The following is a 16,578-nucleotide window of genomic DNA, read 5'->3' on the forward strand; positions in this document are numbered from 1 at the left end:
TAGGCTCTGAGCAGCAGCATTCCGATCTCGGCCGCTGCTGGAGTTCCCGCCGGACGAGGATTGAGGACGAACGTGCTGATTGCCGGGTTCCCCGCCGGGGCCTGGGGGACCAACTGTTACGTGGTCGCCCCCGCCGCCGGTGAGGAGTGCGTCATCATCGACCCGGGCCACCAGGCCACCCGGGGTGTCGAGGAGACGCTGAAGAAGCATCGGCTCAAGCCCGTCGCGGTCGTCCTCACCCACGGCCACATCGACCACGTGGCCTCGGTGGTCCCGGTGTGCGGAGCGCACGACGTGCCCGCCTGGATCCACCCCGAGGACCGCTTCATGATGAGCGACCCGGAGAAGGCACTGGGCCGCTCCCTGGGAGCGCAGCTGATGGGCGAGCTCACGGTGGGGGAGCCCTCCGACGTGAAGGAGCTCAGCGACGGCGCGAAGCTGGCACTGGCGGGCATGGAGCTCACCGTGTCGCACGCGCCCGGGCATACCAGGGGGTCGGTGACCTTCGGGATGCCCGAGGCGGGGGACGTCCCCCCGCTGCTGTTCTCGGGCGACCTGCTCTTCGCCGGCTCCATCGGCCGTACCGACTTCCCGGGCGGCAGCCACGCCGACATGCTCGAGTCGCTGGCCCGCGTGTGCCTGCCGCTCGACGACTCGACCGTGGTGCTGCCCGGTCACAACGAGCACACGACCATTGGCCGTGAGCGCGCCACCAACCCGTACCTGCGGCAGGTGGCCGCCGGCCTGGGAGACGCCTTCACGTCTCCACGACGAGGAATGTGACGAGAGTTTCGTGAGCACCTTCAAGGCCCCCAAGGGCACGTACGACCTGATCCCGCCGTACTCGGCGAAGTACCTGGCGGTACGCGACGCCATCTCGGCCCCGCTGCGCACGGCCGGATACGGATACATCGAGACGCCCGGCTTCGAGGACGTCAACCTGTTCGCGCGCGGAGTCGGTGAGTCCACCGACATCGTGACCAAGGAGATGTTCACCCTCACCACCAAGGGCGGGACCAACCTGGCCCTGCGCCCGGAGGGCACCGCCTCCGTGCTGCGCGCGGCGCTGGAGGCGAGCCTGCACAAGAAGGGCAACCTGCCGGCCAAGCTCTGGTACTCGGGCTCGTACTACCGCTACGAGAGGCCGCAGGCGGGCCGCTACCGCCACTTCTCGCAGGTCGGTGCCGAGGCGATCGGCGCCGAGGACCCGGCGCTGGACGCCGAGCTGATCATCCTGGCCGACCAGGCGTACCGCACGCTGGGCCTGCGCAACTTCCGGATCCTGCTGAACTCGCTGGGCGACAAGGAGTGCCGCCCGGTGTACCGGGAGGCGCTCCAGGCCTTCCTGCGCGGGCTGGACCTGGACGCCGAGACCGTGCGCCGGGCCGAGATCAACCCGCTGCGCGTCCTCGACGACAAGCGCGCCGAGGTGCAGAAGCAGCTGGTCGGCGCGCCGATGCTGCGGGACTACCTGTGCGACGCGTGCAAGGCGTACCACGAGGAGGTCCGGGCGCTGATCACGGCGGCCGGGGTCGCCTTCGAGGACGACGAGAAGCTGGTGCGCGGGCTGGACTACTACACGCGGACCACGTTCGAGTTCGTCCACGACGGTCTCGGCTCGCAGTCCGCGGTGGGCGGCGGCGGGCGCTACGACGGCCTGTCCGAGATGATCGGCGGCCCCGCGCTGCCGTCGGTGGGCTGGGCGCTGGGCGTGGACCGTACGGTGCTGGCGCTCGAGGCGGAGGGTGTCGAGCTGGACATCCCGCCGGCGACGTCCGTGTTCGCGGTGGCGCTGGGCGAGGCGAAGCCGGTGCTGTTCGGGCTGGTCACGGAGCTCCGCAAGGCCGGTGTCGCGGCGGACATCTCGTACGGGGGCAAGGGCCTCAAGGGTGCGATGAAGGACGCCAACCGGTCGGGCGCGCGGTTCGCGGTCGTCGCGGGCGACCGCGACCTCGCCGAGGGCGTCGTCCAGCTGAAGGACATGGAGTCCGGGGACCAGTCCCCGGTCGCCCTGGCGGACGTGGTCGCCCTGCTCCGCACCAAGCTGGCCTGACCGGAGCCGCCCTCCGGGGCGGCGCCGTCAGAGGAGGTCGTGCCGCATGGCTGTGGTCACCGCAGCCGTGCGGTCCGTGACCTCCAGCTTGCCGAAGATGCGCAGCAAGTGCGTCTTCACGGTGGATTCCGCGACGAACAGGCGGCGGCCGATCTCCGCGTTCGTCGCGCCCTCCGCGACCAGGCGCAGGACCGCGACCTCGCGGTCGGAGAGGCGGGGGCGCTCGGGGCGGGTGCGCAGGCGGTCGACCAGGCGGCCCGCCACCGACGGGGCCAGGACCGTCTCGCCCCGTACGGCCGCGCGGATCGCGTCGGCCAGTTCGGCCCGCGCCATGTCCTTCAGCAGGTAGCCCGCCGCACCCGCCTCCACCGCGCGCAGGATGTCCCGGTCGTTCTCGTACGTCGTCAGGACCACGACCCTGACCGGCAGCCCGGCCGCGCTGATCCGGGCGATCGACTCGACGCCGTCGCCGCCCGGCATCCTCAGGTCCATCAGGATCAGGTCCAGGCCGCCGGGGACCAGCTCCGCGGCCAGCGCCTCCGCCTGCGGGCCGTTCGCGGCCTCCGCGACGACCTCCAGGTCCGGCTCCGCGCTCAGCATGCCGCGCAGGCCCTCCCGTACCACCGGGTGGTCGTCGGCCAGCAGGATGCGGATCATGTTCTGCGGCTCCTCAGCGGATCGGGAGTGTCACGGTGACGGTGGTGCCTGCCTCGGCGGCGCTGTCGACGACCGCCGTGCCGCCGACCTCCGCCGCGCGGGCGCGCAGCCCCCGCAGGCCGTAGCCCGACGCCGGGGCCGCCGGGTCGAAGCCGCGACCGGTGTCCCGGACCGTGACGGTCAGTGCGCCGTCACCGTAGGCCAGGGACACCGAGCAGCGCGCCCCCGCCCCCGCGTGCTTGGCCGCGTTCGACAGCGACTCCTGGCAGGACCGCAGCGCCACCACCTCCAGCGCCGCGGCCAGCGGCCGCACCTCCCCGGTCACCGACACCGCCGCCGGCGGGTCCTGCCGGGCCGCGAGGCGGCGTACGGCGTCCGGCAGGGAGCCGGCGTCCAGATCGGCGGGGACGCCGCCCGCGACCAGGGCCCGGGCCTCGGACAGGTTCTGCCGGGCGGTGGCGGCCATCAGATCCAGGTGCCGGTGGGCCTGCTCCGGGTCGGTGTCCAGCTCCGACTGCACGGCCTGGACCAGCATCAGCAGGCTCGTGAAGCCCTGGGCGAGCGTGTCGTGGATCTCGCGGGACATGCGTTCCCTTTCGGCATGGGCGCCCTGCGCGGCGGAGAGCCGGGCCACCTCCTCCCGGCTGGCGTCGAGTTCGGCGATCAGCGAGGCACGCTCCTGGCTCTGCTCGATGATCCGGATGATCCAGGCGCCGAAGAAGGAGGAGAAGGCGAAGGTGACGAACGAGCTGGCCGCGTTGATGAAGACGTCGTGTCCGGCCGGCCGCCACAGCAGCGCCCACCCGGCCACCGGCAGCAGCGCCACCACCGCCATCGTGCCGATCGCCCGGCGCAGCGGCAGCAGCATGAAGCAGTGCGGGGCGAGCGCGAAGGTGATCAGCCGGGTCTCGCCCACCAGGAACGCGGCGGGCAGGAACAGGGCCAGCATCACGCCCAGGTAGCGCAGGGACCGCCCCGGTTCGGTCCAGGGATCCTTCAGCAGCAGGGGCCGGCCGGCCCACGCGTACCAGGGGATCAGCAGCGTGAGCAGGACGGCGGCGGGGACCCGGTACGACAGCGCGGGGAAGTCCGCGCCCAGCACGAAGGCCACGGTCGCGGCCCACACGAGGCCGAAGTAGAGGTCCCACGGCCCGAACGCGCGGTCCCAGACGTGGGATTCACGCGCCCCGGCCGTTCCGGTGAAGCCGTTCAGCCGTCGCGGCGGTTCTTCCACTTGAAGGTCAGCAGACACAGGACCAATCCTCCGACGACCCAGGCCCCCAGGACCAGGGCGACCTTTCCGTACTCCCAGCCGCCCGCCTGCTCCAGCACGGCCGCGGACTCCGGCAGGAACACCCCGCGCAGGCCCTGGCACATCCACTTGAGCGGGAACAGCGCGCCGATGTTCAGCAGCCAGTCCGGGATCGAGCTGACCGGGATGAAGACGCCGGAGATGAACTGGAGGATCAGGAACGGCAGCACGACCACCGAGCTCGCGCTCTTGCCGGACTTGGGCAGGCTGCTGATGGCGATGCCGAGCAGGGCGCAGCCGGTGAGGCCGAGGGCGAAGATCCAGCCGAAGGTGAGCCACTTGGCGGCCGAGGCCGGCAGGTCGAGGTCGAACAGGGTGGAGCCGACGAGCAGCAGGATCGCGGTCTCGGCGAGTCCGGTGGCGAGCACCATCCAGACCTTGCCGAGGAAATACGCGGCCGGGGGCATCGGGGTCCCGCGCAGCCGGCGCAGCACCTTCTCGTCCCGCTCGACGGCGATCGAGATGCCGAGCGACTGGAAGCTGGTGGACATGATGCCCGCGGCGACCATGCCGGCCGCGTAGAGCTGGGAGGCGGTGACGCCGGTGTTCTCCACGCTGTCGCGGAAGATCGAGGCGAAGAGGGCGAGGAAGACGATGGGGAAGGCGAAGGTGAAGATCATCGCGTCGCGCTGGCGGACGAACTGCTTGATCTCCAGCGCCCCGCGGCTCAGGCCCAGGGTCCAGGCGCCGGGCAGTGCCCTCGCGGCCGCGGCGGCCCGGCCGCCCGTCGTCGTGGTCGTGGCAGTGGTGGTCATCGTGCGTCCTCCGGCTGCTGCGCGGTCGTGGGTACGAGCTGGCCCGTGAGGCGCAGGTACACGTCCTCCAGGGTGGGCCGGCCGATCTTCAGCCCCGGGATCTCGCCCTCGAAGCGGGCCATGAGCTCGGCGACCGTACGGGTGGGGGTCTCGGTGGCGACGCTGTGTGCGGTGCCGTCGGCCCCGGTCCACTCGACGGTGGCGCCGGTGCCGAAGCGGGAGCGGAGCCCGGCCGGTTCGCCCTCGGCGACGACCTTGCCGCTCGCGATGACGGCCAGGCGGTCGGCGAGGGCCTCGGCCTCCTCCAGGTAGTGCGTGGTGAGCACGATGGTGGTGCCCTCGCCGGCGAGCAGCCGGATCAGGTCCCAGAACTGGCGGCGGGCCGCCGGGTCGAAGCCGGTCGTCGGCTCGTCGAGGAGCAGCAGCTCGGGATCGCCGATGACGCCGAGCGCCACGTCGAGCCGGCGCCGCTGGCCGCCCGAGAGGCCCTTCACGCGCTGGTCGCGCTTCTGCTCCAGGCCGACCAGGGCGATGACCTCGGCCGGGTCGCGCGGAGCCGGGTAGTAGCGGGCGAAGTGCTCGACCGTCTCCCGTACCGTCAGTTCGGCGGGCGCCGACTCGTCCTGCCAGACGATCCCGACGCGCGAGCGCCAGGCCCGACCGGCGACGGCCGGGTCCGCGCCGAGCACGCTGACCGCGCCCCCGTCCCGTTCCCGGTGGCCCTGAAGGATCTCCACCGTCGTGCTCTTGCCGGCGCCGTTGGGCCCGAGGAGGCCGAAGACCTCGCCCTGCCGGATCGTCAGATCGAGTCCGTCCACCGCGGTGACCTCGCCGTACTGCTTGCGAAGCCCCCGTACTTCCACCGCGTTCTGTGTCATGCCTCGAATGGTGTGGCGGAACGCGCCCCACCGGTCCCCCCTTGCGTACGTCCTTATGTCCACCGAACGGTGGACACACAGCTCCGTACGGCACAATGGCCGGTGCTTGTTGACCTTGCAGATGTGGAGCGGGCGGTATGACGACACGAGGTACGGACGCAGACACCGCCCCGCGGACGGTCGGCGCGAGCAGGGCTCTCGCCTTCCTGCTGGTGATCACCGGCGCCTTGGGACTGCTCGCGGCCTGGGTGATCACGATCGACAAGTTCAAGCTGCTCGAGGACCCGAACTTCACGCCGGGCTGCAGCCTGAACCCGATCGTCTCCTGCGGCAACATCATGAAGAGCGAGCAGGCGTCCGCCTTCGGCTTCCCGAACCCGATGCTGGGGCTGGTCGCGTACGGCATCGTCGTCTGCGTCGGCATGAGCGTGCTGGCCGGGGCCCGGTTCCGGCCCTGGTACTGGCTGACCCTCAACGCGGGCATGCTGTTCGGCGTCGGGTTCTGCACCTGGCTGATGTACCAGTCGCTGTACAACATCAACTCGCTGTGCCTGTGGTGCTGCCTGGCCTGGGTCGCCACGATCTTCATGTTCTGGTACGTCACGGCGTTCAACGTGCGCGAGGGGCTGCTGCCCGCCCCGGGCTGGCTGCGGGCCTTCCTCGACGAGTTCACCTGGGTGCTGCCGGTGCTGCACGTCGGGATCATCGGCATGCTGATCCTGACGCGCTGGTGGGACTTCTGGACCTCCTGAGGGCGCGGCCCGCTGTCGGTGGGCTCGCTTAGGCTTCCTGTGTGGAACCAGACCTGTTCACCGCCGCTGCCGAAGACCGCCGGGAGAAGGATCCGGCGAGCTCCCCGCTCGCCGTCCGGATGCGCCCGCGCACCCTGGACGAGGTCGTCGGCCAGCAGCACCTGCTGAAGCCCGGATCACCGCTGCGGCGGCTGGTCGGGGACGGGGCGGGCGGTCCGGCCGGAGCCTCGTCGGTGATCCTCTGGGGCCCGCCGGGCATCGGCAAGACCACCCTCGCGTACGTGGTGAGCCAGGCGACGCAGAAGCGGTTCGTGGAGCTGTCCGCGATCACGGCGGGCGTGAAGGAAGTACGCGCCGTCATCGAGGGCGCCAAGCGGGCGGCCGGCGGGTACGGCAAGGACACGGTCCTCTTCCTCGACGAGATCCACCGCTTCAGCAAGGCCCAGCAGGACTCGCTGCTCCCCGCCGTCGAGAACCGCTGGGTGACGCTGATCGCCGCGACCACGGAGAACCCGTACTTCTCGATCATCTCCCCGCTGCTGTCGCGGTCCCTGCTGCTCACGCTGGAGCCGCTCACGGACGAGGACCTCAGCGCGCTGATGCGGCGCGCGCTGACGGAGGAGCGGGGGCTGGGCGGGGCCGTGACCCTGCCGGCGGACGCGGAGGCGCACCTGCTGCGGATCGCGGGCGGCGACGCCCGCCGGGCGCTGACGGCGCTGGAGGCGGGTGCCGGGTCGGCGATCGCCAAGGGGGAGCCCGAGATCAGCCTCCGGACGGTGGAGGAGGCGGTCGACCGCGCGGCGGTGAAGTACGACCGGGACGGCGACCAGCACTACGACGTGGCGAGCGCGCTGATCAAGTCGATCCGCGGTTCGGACGTGGACGCCGCGCTGCACTACCTGGCGCGGATGATCGAGGCCGGGGAGGACCCCCGGTTCATCGCGCGCCGCCTGATGATCTCGGCGAGCGAGGACATCGGGCTGGCGGACCCGACGGCGCTGCCCCTCGCGGTGGCGGCGGCGCAGGCGGTGGCGATGATCGGCTTCCCGGAGGCGGCGCTGACCCTCTCGCACGCGACGATCGCCCTGGCCCTGGCCCCGAAGTCGAACACCGCGACGACCGCGATCGGCGCGGCCCTGGCGGATGTCCGGGCGGGCCTGGCGGGCCCGGTGCCGACGCATCTGCGGGACGGCCACTACAAGGGCGCGGCCAAGCTGGGCCACGCGGTGGGGTACGTGTACCCGCACGACGTGCCGGGCGCGATCGCGGCGCAGCAGTACGCCCCCGACGCGGTGCATGGGAAGCGGTACTACGAACCGACCCGCTACGGCGCCGAGGCCCGCTACGCGGACGTGGTGGAGAAGGTGCGCGAGCGCCTCAAGGGCGGTTCCTGACCCCGCCGGGGGTACGTCTCGGCCCCGCGCGGCGGCACGGCGTGCGGGGGGTGTGTCCTGAGCCTAGGCTCCGGGACACGGGAACTCGGGCTTGGGCGCCGGCCGCGGCAGCGGTGCTGCTGCTCAGCGGATGTCACCACAGCGGTGGCGGGGCGGCCCAGACCAGCGCCGCGCGGCTCGTGGCGCAGGTGCCGCTCGCCGGCCCGGGTTTCCCCCCGGGGGGCGGCCGCCGCCAAGGACCAGCTGGCCCGAGACCCTCCCGTACTCCTACCGCAAGGCCTCGCAGATCCAGACCGACCACGTCGTCGCGCTCGGCGCCGCCTGGCGGGGCGGTGCGTACGCCTGGACGCCGCAGCGCAGGCTCGCGTACTAGCCGCCCGCCGCCGCGAACAGGGTGTGCATCGCCCGGCGCAGCTCGCAGACGTCGCGTACCGGCGCCGGGAAGTCGAAGCGGGCGTCGAAGGAGGAGCCGTCGCCCGTGAAGCGGACCCGCAGGCCCAGCCGGTCCAGGGCCAGCGGGACCGCGGTCGTGCCGGCGCTCTCCCGCGGGCCCAGCAGCGCGCACAGGTCCGCGATCCGGTCGTGGTGCGCGGCGGCCAGGTGCTGGAGGAGCTCCGTCTCGTGGTCCACCATCGGGTCCGGCTCCGCCGCGGCCAGCTCCTCGGGGTCCACGTGCTCGGCGCCCCACAGGTCGTCCACCGAGATCTCGCCGACCTCCAGGCGCAGCATCACGAAGGAGGGCCGGCCGTGCAGCCCGAGGAGCTCGCCCACCGGCCGGCGCTGCGCCAGCAGTGCGGCGCAGGCCGCGCGGTCGTCCCCGCGCACCTGGGTCAGCCACCCGGCGAGCCACGCACGGCCTCGGATACGATGGGGAACGGACACCGGCGCCACATCCGTGATCTCGATCACGGCGGTGAGGTCGTCGTCCTGGGCGTAAGCGGCCGCCCTGGCAGCCGCGGATTCCCCTGACACCAGGAGAATCACGTCCCCGTCCGGGGTGACGGTCCGCGCGGCCGGCACCCCTGCCCCGAACTCTGCCTGGTCAAGCGACCGCACCTGGTCGAAAGCACCCGGCAGCATGAGGGATACTGAGGCGTTGGACTCTACGAGGGTTCGTACGCGTTCGGCTCCGGTGAGCTGCCGAACGCCTTCCCTGGGACGCGGCTGACCTTGCTTATCGTCGGCGCAAGCGGATTCTGTTTCGTCTGAATCCGAACTGCGTTGCGCACTGGGCAGGGGGATCCCATGTGGTCGAGACATTACGTCCTCCTCGATAAGGTAAGCCTCACCTAACTTACATGGAGGTAGGTTCCCCGTGAACCAGAAGCGACCCAAGGTCAAGAAGTCGCGTGCCCTCGGCATTGCGCTGACCCCGAAGGCCGTCAAGTACTTTGAGGCCCGCCCCTACCCGCCGGGCGAGCACGGCCGTGGCCGCAAGCAGAACTCGGACTACAAGGTCCGTCTGCTCGAGAAGCAGCGTCTGCGCGCTCAGTACGACATCTCTGAGCGTCAGATGGCCCGCGCGTACGACCGCGCCAAGAAGGCCGAAGGCAAGACGGGCGAGGCGCTGGTCGTCGAGCTCGAGCGTCGCCTCGACGCCCTGGTCCTGCGTTCGGGCATCGCCCGCACCATCTACCAGGCCCGCCAGATGGTCGTTCACGGCCACATCGAGGTCAACGGTGCCAAGGTCGACAAGCCGTCGTTCCGTGTCCGCCCGGACGACGTCATCACCGTGCGCGAGCGCAGCCGCGAGAAGGTTCCGTTCCAGGTTGCCCGTGAGGGTGGCTACGCAGGCGAGGGCGAGACCCCGCGCTACCTGCAGGTCAACCTGAAGGCCCTGGCCTTCCGCCTGGACCGCGACCCGAACCGCAAGGAAATCCCGGTCATCTGCGACGAGCAGCTCGTCGTCGAGTACTACGCCCGCTGATCCAGCGGCCGTAGCCTCACAGGCTGGTCAGCCCGCCGGTTCCCCTCTGGGGGAGCCGGCGGGCTTCCTGTTTTCGGCGGACCCCGAATTCCGGTACGGCGGTGGATCTCAGGCGCGATAGGGTCGGAGAAAGACCTGTCTGGTGATCAACATGCAGAGAGCGGTGCAACGTGTCCGGTGGAGAGGTGGCCGGGATCCTCGTGGCCGTCTTCTGGGCCATTCTGGTCTCCTTCCTCGCCGTCGTACTGGTGAGGCTGGCCCAGGTGCTCAAGGCGACCACCAAGCTGGTGGCCGACGTGACCGAGCAGGCCGTCCCGCTGCTCGCGGACGCCTCCACCACCGTCCGCTCCGCGCGCACCCAGCTCGACCGGGTCGACGCGATCGCGAGCGACGTCCAGGAAGTCACCTCGAACGCCTCCGCGCTGTCCTCCACCGTGGCCTCCACCTTCGGTGGGCCGCTGGTCAAGGTCGCGGCCTTCGGCTACGGCGTCCGCAAGGCACTGGGCAAATCCACGGAAGCCGCGCCGCAGCGGGCGTCCCGACGTACTGTGATCGTTGGCCGTACGGTGCCGGCTGCCCGGCGCCGGAAGCAGAAGGGCTGAAACCTCCGATGTTCCGCCGAGCCTTCTGGTTCACCGCCGGCGCAGCCGCCGGCGTGTGGGCCACCACCAAGGTCAACCGCCAGCTCAAGAAGCTGACACCGGAGAGTCTCGCCGCCCAGGCCGCGGACAAGGCCGTGGAGGCGGGCCACCGCCTCAAGGACTTCGCCCTCGACGTCAAGGCGGGAATGTCCCAGCGCGAGGACGAGCTGAACGACGCACTGGGACTGCACCAGGATCCCGACCGGCCGGACAACGTCACCGCCCTCCCCGGGCCGCGGCGGCTGCGGGCCATCCAGAACGACAAGACCACCCACTCGAACCTTTCGTACAACCGGAATGAGGACCACTGATGGAGTCGGCTGAAATCCGCCGCCGCTGGCTGAGCTTCTTCGAGGAGCGCGGTCATGCCGTTGTCCCTTCGGCGTCGCTCATCGCGGACGACCCGACTCTGCTGCTGGTCAACGCGGGCATGGTCCCGTTCAAGCCGTACTTCCTCGGTGAGACCAAGCCGCCGGCCCCGCGCGCCACCAGCGTGCAGAAGTGCGTCCGTACGCCGGACATCGAAGAGGTCGGCAAGACCACCCGCCACGGCACGTTCTTCCAGATGTGCGGCAACTTCTCCTTCGGCGACTACTTCAAGGAAGGCGCCATCAAGTACGCCTGGGAGCTGCTCACCAGCTCCGTGGCGGACGGCGGCTACGGCCTGGAGCCGGAGAAGCTCTGGATCACCGTCTACCTCGACGACGACGAGGCCGAGACGATCTGGCGCGAGAAGATCGGCGTGCCCGCCGAGCGCATCCAGCGCCTGGGCAAGAAGGACAACTTCTGGTCCATGGGCGTCCCGGGTCCCTGTGGCCCGTGCTCGGAGATCAACTACGACCGCGGCCCCGAGTTCGGCGTCGAGGGCGGCCCCGCCGTCAACGACGAGCGCTACGTGGAGATCTGGAACCTGGTCTTCATGCAGTACGAGCGCGGCGCCGGCGACGGGAAGGAAGACTTCCCGATCCTCGGCGACCTGCCGTCGAAGAACATCGACACCGGTCTCGGCCTCGAACGCCTCGCGATGATCCTGCAGGGCGTGCAGAACATGTACGAGACCGACACCCTGCGCGTCGTCATGGACAAGGCCACCGAGCTGACCGGCGTGCAGTACGGCGCCGCCCAGAACACCGACGTCTCGATGCGCGTGGTCGCCGACCACATTCGCACCTCCGTCATGCTCATCGGCGACGGCGTCACCCCCGGCAACGAGGGCCGCGGCTACGTGCTGCGCCGCATCATGCGCCGAGCCATCCGCAACATGCGCCTCATGGGCGCCACCGGCCCGGTCGTCCAGGACCTGGTCGACGTCGTGATCAACACGATGGGCCAGCAGTACCCGGAGCTCGTCACCGACCGCAAGCGCATCGAGACCGTCGCGCTCGCCGAGGAGGCCGCCTTCCTCAAGGCCGTCAAGGGCGGCACGAACATCCTCGACACCGCCGTGACCGAGACCAAGGCCGCCGGCGGCACGGTCCTCTCCGGCGACAAGGCGTTCCTGCTCCACGACACCTGGGGCTTCCCGATCGACCTCACCCTGGAGATGGCCGCCGAGCAGGGCCTCTCCGTGGACGAGCCCGGCTTCCGCCGCCTGATGCAGGAGCAGCGCGACCGGGCCAAGGCCGACGCCAAGGCCAAGAAGACCGGCCACGCGGACATGTCCGCCTACCGCGAGATCGCCGACGGCTCCGGCGCCACCGAGTTCACCGGCTACGCCACCACCCAAGGCGAGTCCACCATCGTCGGCCTGCTGGTCAACGGCGTCTCGGCGCCCGCCGCCTCCGAGGGCGACGACGTCGAGGTCGTCCTCGACCGCACCCCCTTCTACGCCGAGGGCGGCGGCCAGCTCGCCGACCAGGGCCGGATCAAGCTCGACTCGGGCGCCGTCATCGTCGTCCGCGACGTGCAGCAGCCGGTCCCGGGCGTCTCCGTGCACAAGGGCTCCGTCCAGGTCGGCGAGGTGACGGTGGGCGCCTCCGCGTACGCCGCCATCGACATCAACCGCCGCCGCGCCATCGCCCGCGCCCACTCGGCCACGCACCTGACCCACCAGGCCCTGCGCGACGCGCTGGGCCCGACGGCCGCCCAGGCCGGTTCCGAGAACTCGCCCGGCCGCTTCCGCTTCGACTTCGGCTCGCCGAACGCCGTCCCCGGCACGGTCCTCACCGACGTCGAGCAGAAGATCAACGACGTGCTCTCCCGTGAGCTCGACGTGACCGCCGAGATCATGAGCATCGACGAGGCGAAGAAGCAGGGCGCCATCGCCGAGTTCGGCGAGAAGTACGGCGAGCGCGTGCGCGTCGTGACCATCGGCGACTTCTCCAAGGAGCTGTGCGGCGGTACGCACGTCGCCAACACCGCCCAGCTCGGTCTGGTGAAGCTGCTCGGCGAGTCCTCCATCGGCTCCGGCGTGCGCCGCGTCGAGGCCCTCGTCGGCGTGGACGCGTACAACTTCCTCGCCAAGGAGCACACGGTCGTCGCCCAGCTCCAGGAGCTGGTCAAGGGCCGTCCGGAGGAGCTGCCGGAGAAGATCGCCTCCATGCTCGGCAAGCTGAAGGACGCCGAGAAGGAGATCGAGAAGTTCCGCGCGGAGAAGGTCCTCCAGGCCGCCGCCGGTCTCGCCGAGAACGCCCAGGACATCCACGGCGTCGCCCTCGTCGTGGGCACCGTCCCGGACGGCACCGGCGCCGACGACCTGCGCAAGCTGGTCCTCGACGTCCGCGGCCGGCTGCAGCAAATCACAGGCGCGGGCGACCGCCCGGCCGTCGTGGCCCTGTTCACCACGGCGAACGACCGCCCGCTGACCGTCATCGCCACCAACGAGGCCGCCCGCGAGCGCGGTCTCAAGGCCGGCGACCTGGTCCGTACCGCCGCCAAGACCCTCGGCGGCGGCGGTGGCGGCAAGCCGGACGTGGCCCAGGGCGGCGGCCAGAACCCGGCCGCCATCCCCGAGGCCATCGCCGCGGTCGAGCGCCTCGTCGTCGAGACGGTCTGACCATGACGCTGCGCCGTGGCCGCCGTCTCGCCATCGACGTCGGGGACGCCCGGATCGGGGTCGCCTCGTGCGACCCCGACGGGGTGCTCGCCACACCGGTGGAAACCGTTCCGGGCCGGGACATCCCCTTCGCCCACCGGCGGCTGCGGCAGCTCGTCGAGGAGTACGAGCCCCTCGAAGTCGTGGTCGGCCTGCCCCGCTCGCTCAGCGGGCGGGAGGGGCCGGCCGCGGCCAAGGTGCGCGCCTTCGCCATGGAACTCGCCAAGGGCATCAAGCCGGTGACGGTCCGTCTGGTGGACGAGCGGATGACCACGGTCACCGCCGCCCAGGGGCTGCGGGCCTCGGGACGGAACGCCAAGAAGGGCCGCTCGGTGATCGACCAGGCGGCCGCTGTGGTGATCCTTCAGAACGCTCTTGAGACCGAACGGGTATCAGGTAATCCGCCCGGTGAGTGCGTCGAAGTGGTTGTCTGATCGCGATACGGTAACGTTCCGCGCGATGCGGCGGCATTCGAACAAGTCGTCGCCCACCACTTCAGAGGCGGAACCGGGTGCCGCGGCGGACAGGGCCGTTGCCTCCGTCTCGCGGCTCTAGGGGACCGATGACTGAGTATGGCGGGGGCCGTGGCCCCGAACCGTGGCACCCGGAGGACCCCTTGTACGGGGACCACGGGTGGACCGGGCACGAGGCCCAGCAGGCCCAGCAGGCTCAGATGCCCTACGCCGGCGGCTCCCAGCAGCAGTACCAGCAGGATCCCCCGTACCCGCTGGACCCGCAGTACCAGCAGGATCCGCAGTACCAGCAGCAGTACGTGCAGCAGGGCCAGTACCCGGATCAGCAGCAGGGCTATGCCCCGCAGCAGCCCCAGCAGCTCTACCAGCAGCCGCAGCAGCCGATGTACGACGGCCAGGGCCAGAGCCAGGGCCAGGGCTGGGACACCGGCCAGGTCCAGGCCCAGGCCCAGGCCCAGGCCCAGGTCCAGGCCCAGGCCCAGTACGCCGCCGTCCCGCAGGCCGACCCGTACCTCGGTGCGGACCCGTACGCCCAGCAGCCCGTCGGCGGCTACCCGGGCGAGGCCCCCGACCTCTACGGCACTCCCGAGGCCTACCCGCCGCCGCAGCCCCCGGGCCGGCGCCACCTGGTCACGGAGCAGGAGCAGGAGCCGGAGCAGGAATCCGAGTACGCCGACGAGACGGCCGACGAGGCCTCCACGGCGGCGACCGGCGAGGACGGCGACTCCGACACCCCGGGCGGCGGCGGACGCCGCGGCCGTTCGAAGGACAAGAAGCCCAAGCGCCGCAACGGCGCGGCGTGCCTGATCGCCGCCGTCGTGATCGTGGGCGTCCTCGGCGGTGGCGGCTACTACGGCCTGGACTACCTCAAGTCCAAGTTCACCACCGGCGAGGACTACGCCGGTGAGGGCGAGGGCTCCGTCACCATCGACATCCCCAAGGGCACCGGCATGGGGGAGATGGGCCGCATCCTCAAGGCGCACGGCGTCGTCAAGAGCGCCGACGCGTTCGTCGCCGCCGCCAAGGCCAACCCCAAGGGCGGCGCCATCCAGGCAGGCTCCTACACGATGAAGGAGCACATGTCGGGCAAGGCGGCCGTCGACCTCATGGTGGGCGGCGCCGGCGTCAACGCGCTGGACGTCATCCCCGGCTGGAAGACCAGCCAGGTCTACAAGGCCATCGACGAGCGGCTCAAGCTCAAGGAGGGCACGACCAAGGACATCGCCACCAAGGAGGCGAAGAACCTCGGTCTGCCCGACTGGGCCAGCAGCAAGGACCTCAAGGACCCGCTGGAGGGCTTCCTCTACCCGGCCCGCTACGACCTGAGCAAGGACGCGACCCCGCAGTCGATGCTCAAGCAGATGGTCGCCAAGTCCAACGAGGCCTACGAGAGCGCGGACGTCAAGGGACAGGCCTCCAAGCTGGGCCTCTCGAGCCCGCTGCAGCTCGTCACCGTCGCGAGCCTCGTCCAGGCCGAGGGCAAGTACCAGCACGACTTCGACAAGATCTCCAGGGTCGTCTACAACCGGCTCAAGCCCGGCAACACGGAGACCTACGGTCTGCTCGACTTCGACTCCACGGTCAATTACATGAGGGGCCAGAGCACCCTGGACGTGGGGTCCGTCAACGACCTGCGCAAGCTCGACGACCCGTACAACACCTACAAGATCAAGGGCCTGCCGCCCGGACCGATCGGCAGCCCGGGCCCCGACGCGCTCAAGTCGGCGATCAACCCGGCCACCGGTCCCTGGTACTACTTCGTGTCGGTGAACGAGAACGAGACGCTGTTCGCCGTGACCAACGAAGAGCACAACAGGAACCGCCAGAAGTACGAAGAGGAGAGGAAGAAGGAAGGGCAGTGATACGCGCAGCCGTGCTCGGTTCACCGATCGAGCACTCCCTTTCACCGGTGCTGCACCGCGCCGCGTACCAGGAGCTCGGCCTCGACGACTGGTCGTACGACCGCTTCGAGATAGACGAGGACGCGCTCCCGCAGTTCGTCGCCGGCCTCGGCCCCGAGTGGGCCGGGCTGTCCCTGACGATGCCGCTCAAGCGCGCGGTCATCCCGCTGCTCGACGGCATCAGCGACACCGCCGCATCGGTCGAGGCGGTCAACACGGTCGTCCTGACCAAGGACGGCCGGCGCCTCGGCGACAACACCGACATCCCCGGGATCGTCTCGGCGCTCCACGAGCGCGGCGTCGACACGGTGGAGCGCGCCACCATCCTCGGCGCCGGAGCCACCGCCTCCTCGGCCCTGGCCGCGCTCGCCCGGATCTGCTCCGGCGAGGTCACGGTGTACGTGCGCTCCCGGGCCCGCGCCGACGAGATGCAGGAGTGGGGCGAGCGCCTCGACGTGGCCGTCCGTACGGCCGACTGGGCGGACGCCGCCGACGGGCTGGGCGCGCCGCTGGTCATCGCGACGACCCCGGCACGCGCCACGGACTGGCTGGCCGACCGCGTACCGGCCGGTGCGGGGACCCTCTTCGACGTCCTGTACGACCCCTGGCCGACCGCGCTCGCCGCGGCCTGGTCGGAGCACGGCGGCCGGCTCCTCGGCGGCCTGGACCTCCTCGTCCACCAGGCGGTGCTCCAGGTCGAGCAGATGACCGGCCGGCACACCGCGCCGCTGGCCGCCATGCGGGCGGCCGGTGAGGCCGCGCTGCGCGCCCGCCACTGATCCGCTGCCCCGCCGCACCGGC

General features: G+C 71.0%; 16 protein-coding genes. 11 read left to right on the top strand and 5 right to left on the bottom strand.

The window, feature by feature from the left end; genetic code table 11:
* The first annotated feature begins 72 nt into the window (after positions 1-72).
* Positions 73-783 (top strand): MBL fold metallo-hydrolase, encoded by a 711-nt coding sequence (locus tag IF02_RS0115990; RefSeq protein ID WP_030157402.1) that lies wholly within the window; start codon positions 73-75, stop codon positions 781-783.
* Between the two features lie 10 nt (positions 784-793).
* Entirely contained in the window at positions 794-2,053 is a 1,260-nt protein-coding gene (gene hisS / locus IF02_RS0115995) for a histidine--tRNA ligase (RefSeq protein ID WP_030157404.1), read from the top strand.
* Between the two features lie 27 nt (positions 2,054-2,080).
* Here hisS and IF02_RS0116000 read toward each other — a convergent pair whose 3' ends face one another.
* From IF02_RS0116000 to IF02_RS0116015, 4 genes are read right to left on the bottom strand one after another with little or no spacing between them, the layout of a single operon-like run.
* Positions 2,081-2,710 carry a response regulator gene (locus IF02_RS0116000; RefSeq protein ID WP_030157406.1) on the bottom strand — a complete coding sequence of 210 codons (630 nt, stop codon included), beginning with the start codon at positions 2,708-2,710 and terminating at the stop codon, positions 2,081-2,083.
* A gap of 13 nt (positions 2,711-2,723) precedes the next feature.
* On the bottom strand, positions 2,724-3,962 hold the full coding sequence (locus IF02_RS0116005) for a sensor histidine kinase (protein WP_030157408.1): 1,239 nt from the start codon (positions 3,960-3,962) through the stop codon (positions 2,724-2,726).
* Entirely contained in the window at positions 3,920-4,777 is an 858-nt protein-coding gene (locus tag IF02_RS0116010) for an ABC transporter permease (protein WP_030157411.1), read from the bottom strand. Before IF02_RS0116010 ends, IF02_RS0116005 begins: the two co-directional genes overlap by 43 nt.
* On the bottom strand, positions 4,774-5,655 hold the full coding sequence (locus IF02_RS0116015; protein WP_051696243.1) for an ABC transporter ATP-binding protein: 882 nt from the start codon (positions 5,653-5,655) through the stop codon (positions 4,774-4,776). The genes IF02_RS0116010 and IF02_RS0116015 overlap by 4 nt, the downstream gene beginning before the upstream one ends.
* A 137-nt stretch (positions 5,656-5,792) precedes the next feature.
* Between IF02_RS0116015 and IF02_RS0116020 the strand changes: the two genes are divergently transcribed.
* On the top strand, positions 5,793-6,407 hold the full coding sequence (locus IF02_RS0116020; RefSeq protein ID WP_030157415.1) for a vitamin K epoxide reductase family protein: 615 nt from the start codon (positions 5,793-5,795) through the stop codon (positions 6,405-6,407).
* A 41-nt stretch (positions 6,408-6,448) separates the two neighbouring features.
* Positions 6,449-7,801 carry a replication-associated recombination protein A gene (locus IF02_RS0116025; RefSeq protein WP_030157417.1) on the top strand — a complete coding sequence of 451 codons (1,353 nt, stop codon included), beginning with the start codon at positions 6,449-6,451 and terminating at the stop codon, positions 7,799-7,801.
* 369 nt (positions 7,802-8,170) lie between these two features.
* On the opposite strand, the gene IF02_RS32430 is transcribed toward IF02_RS0116025, so the two are convergent.
* Complete coding sequence (locus IF02_RS32430) at positions 8,171-8,881, bottom strand: DUF2470 domain-containing protein (protein ID WP_078622115.1); 711 nt, start codon at positions 8,879-8,881, stop codon at positions 8,171-8,173.
* Positions 8,882-9,116: 235 nt separating this feature from the next.
* Here IF02_RS32430 and rpsD point away from each other — a divergent pair, with 235 nt between their 5' ends.
* The 7 genes from rpsD (at position 9,117) to IF02_RS0116065 (ending at position 16,556) form a co-directional block, all read left to right on the top strand.
* On the top strand, positions 9,117-9,728 hold the full coding sequence (gene rpsD, locus IF02_RS0116035; protein WP_030026606.1) for a 30S ribosomal protein S4: 612 nt from the start codon (positions 9,117-9,119) through the stop codon (positions 9,726-9,728).
* A 170-nt stretch (positions 9,729-9,898) separates the two neighbouring features.
* Entirely contained in the window at positions 9,899-10,330 is a 432-nt protein-coding gene (locus IF02_RS0116040; protein ID WP_078622116.1) for a DUF948 domain-containing protein, read from the top strand.
* A gap of 8 nt (positions 10,331-10,338) precedes the next feature.
* A complete protein-coding gene (locus IF02_RS0116045) occupies positions 10,339-10,680 on the top strand; it encodes a DUF6167 family protein (protein ID WP_030157424.1) in 342 nt (113 codons plus the stop codon).
* Positions 10,680-13,364, top strand: coding sequence for an alanine--tRNA ligase (alaS, locus tag IF02_RS0116050; RefSeq protein WP_030157426.1), 2,685 nt, complete (start codon positions 10,680-10,682; stop codon positions 13,362-13,364). The genes IF02_RS0116045 and alaS overlap by 1 nt, the downstream gene beginning before the upstream one ends.
* A 2-nt stretch (positions 13,365-13,366) precedes the next feature.
* On the top strand, positions 13,367-13,837 hold the full coding sequence (ruvX, locus tag IF02_RS0116055) for a Holliday junction resolvase RuvX (protein WP_030157428.1): 471 nt from the start codon (positions 13,367-13,369) through the stop codon (positions 13,835-13,837).
* Positions 13,838-14,019: 182 nt separating this feature from the next.
* Positions 14,020-15,738, top strand: coding sequence for an endolytic transglycosylase MltG (mltG, locus tag IF02_RS0116060; RefSeq protein ID WP_324603767.1), 1,719 nt, complete (start codon positions 14,020-14,022; stop codon positions 15,736-15,738).
* The gene (locus IF02_RS0116065; protein ID WP_030157432.1) at positions 15,735-16,556 is read left to right on the top strand and encodes a shikimate dehydrogenase; all 822 of its coding nucleotides are present in this window, start codon (positions 15,735-15,737) and stop codon (positions 16,554-16,556) included. The genes mltG and IF02_RS0116065 overlap by 4 nt, the downstream gene beginning before the upstream one ends.
* The last annotated feature ends 22 nt before the right edge of the window (positions 16,557-16,578 follow it).

It is taken from the genome of Streptomyces sp. NRRL S-244 (assembly GCF_000717915.1).
Classification (GTDB): domain Bacteria; phylum Actinomycetota; class Actinomycetes; order Streptomycetales; family Streptomycetaceae; genus Streptomyces.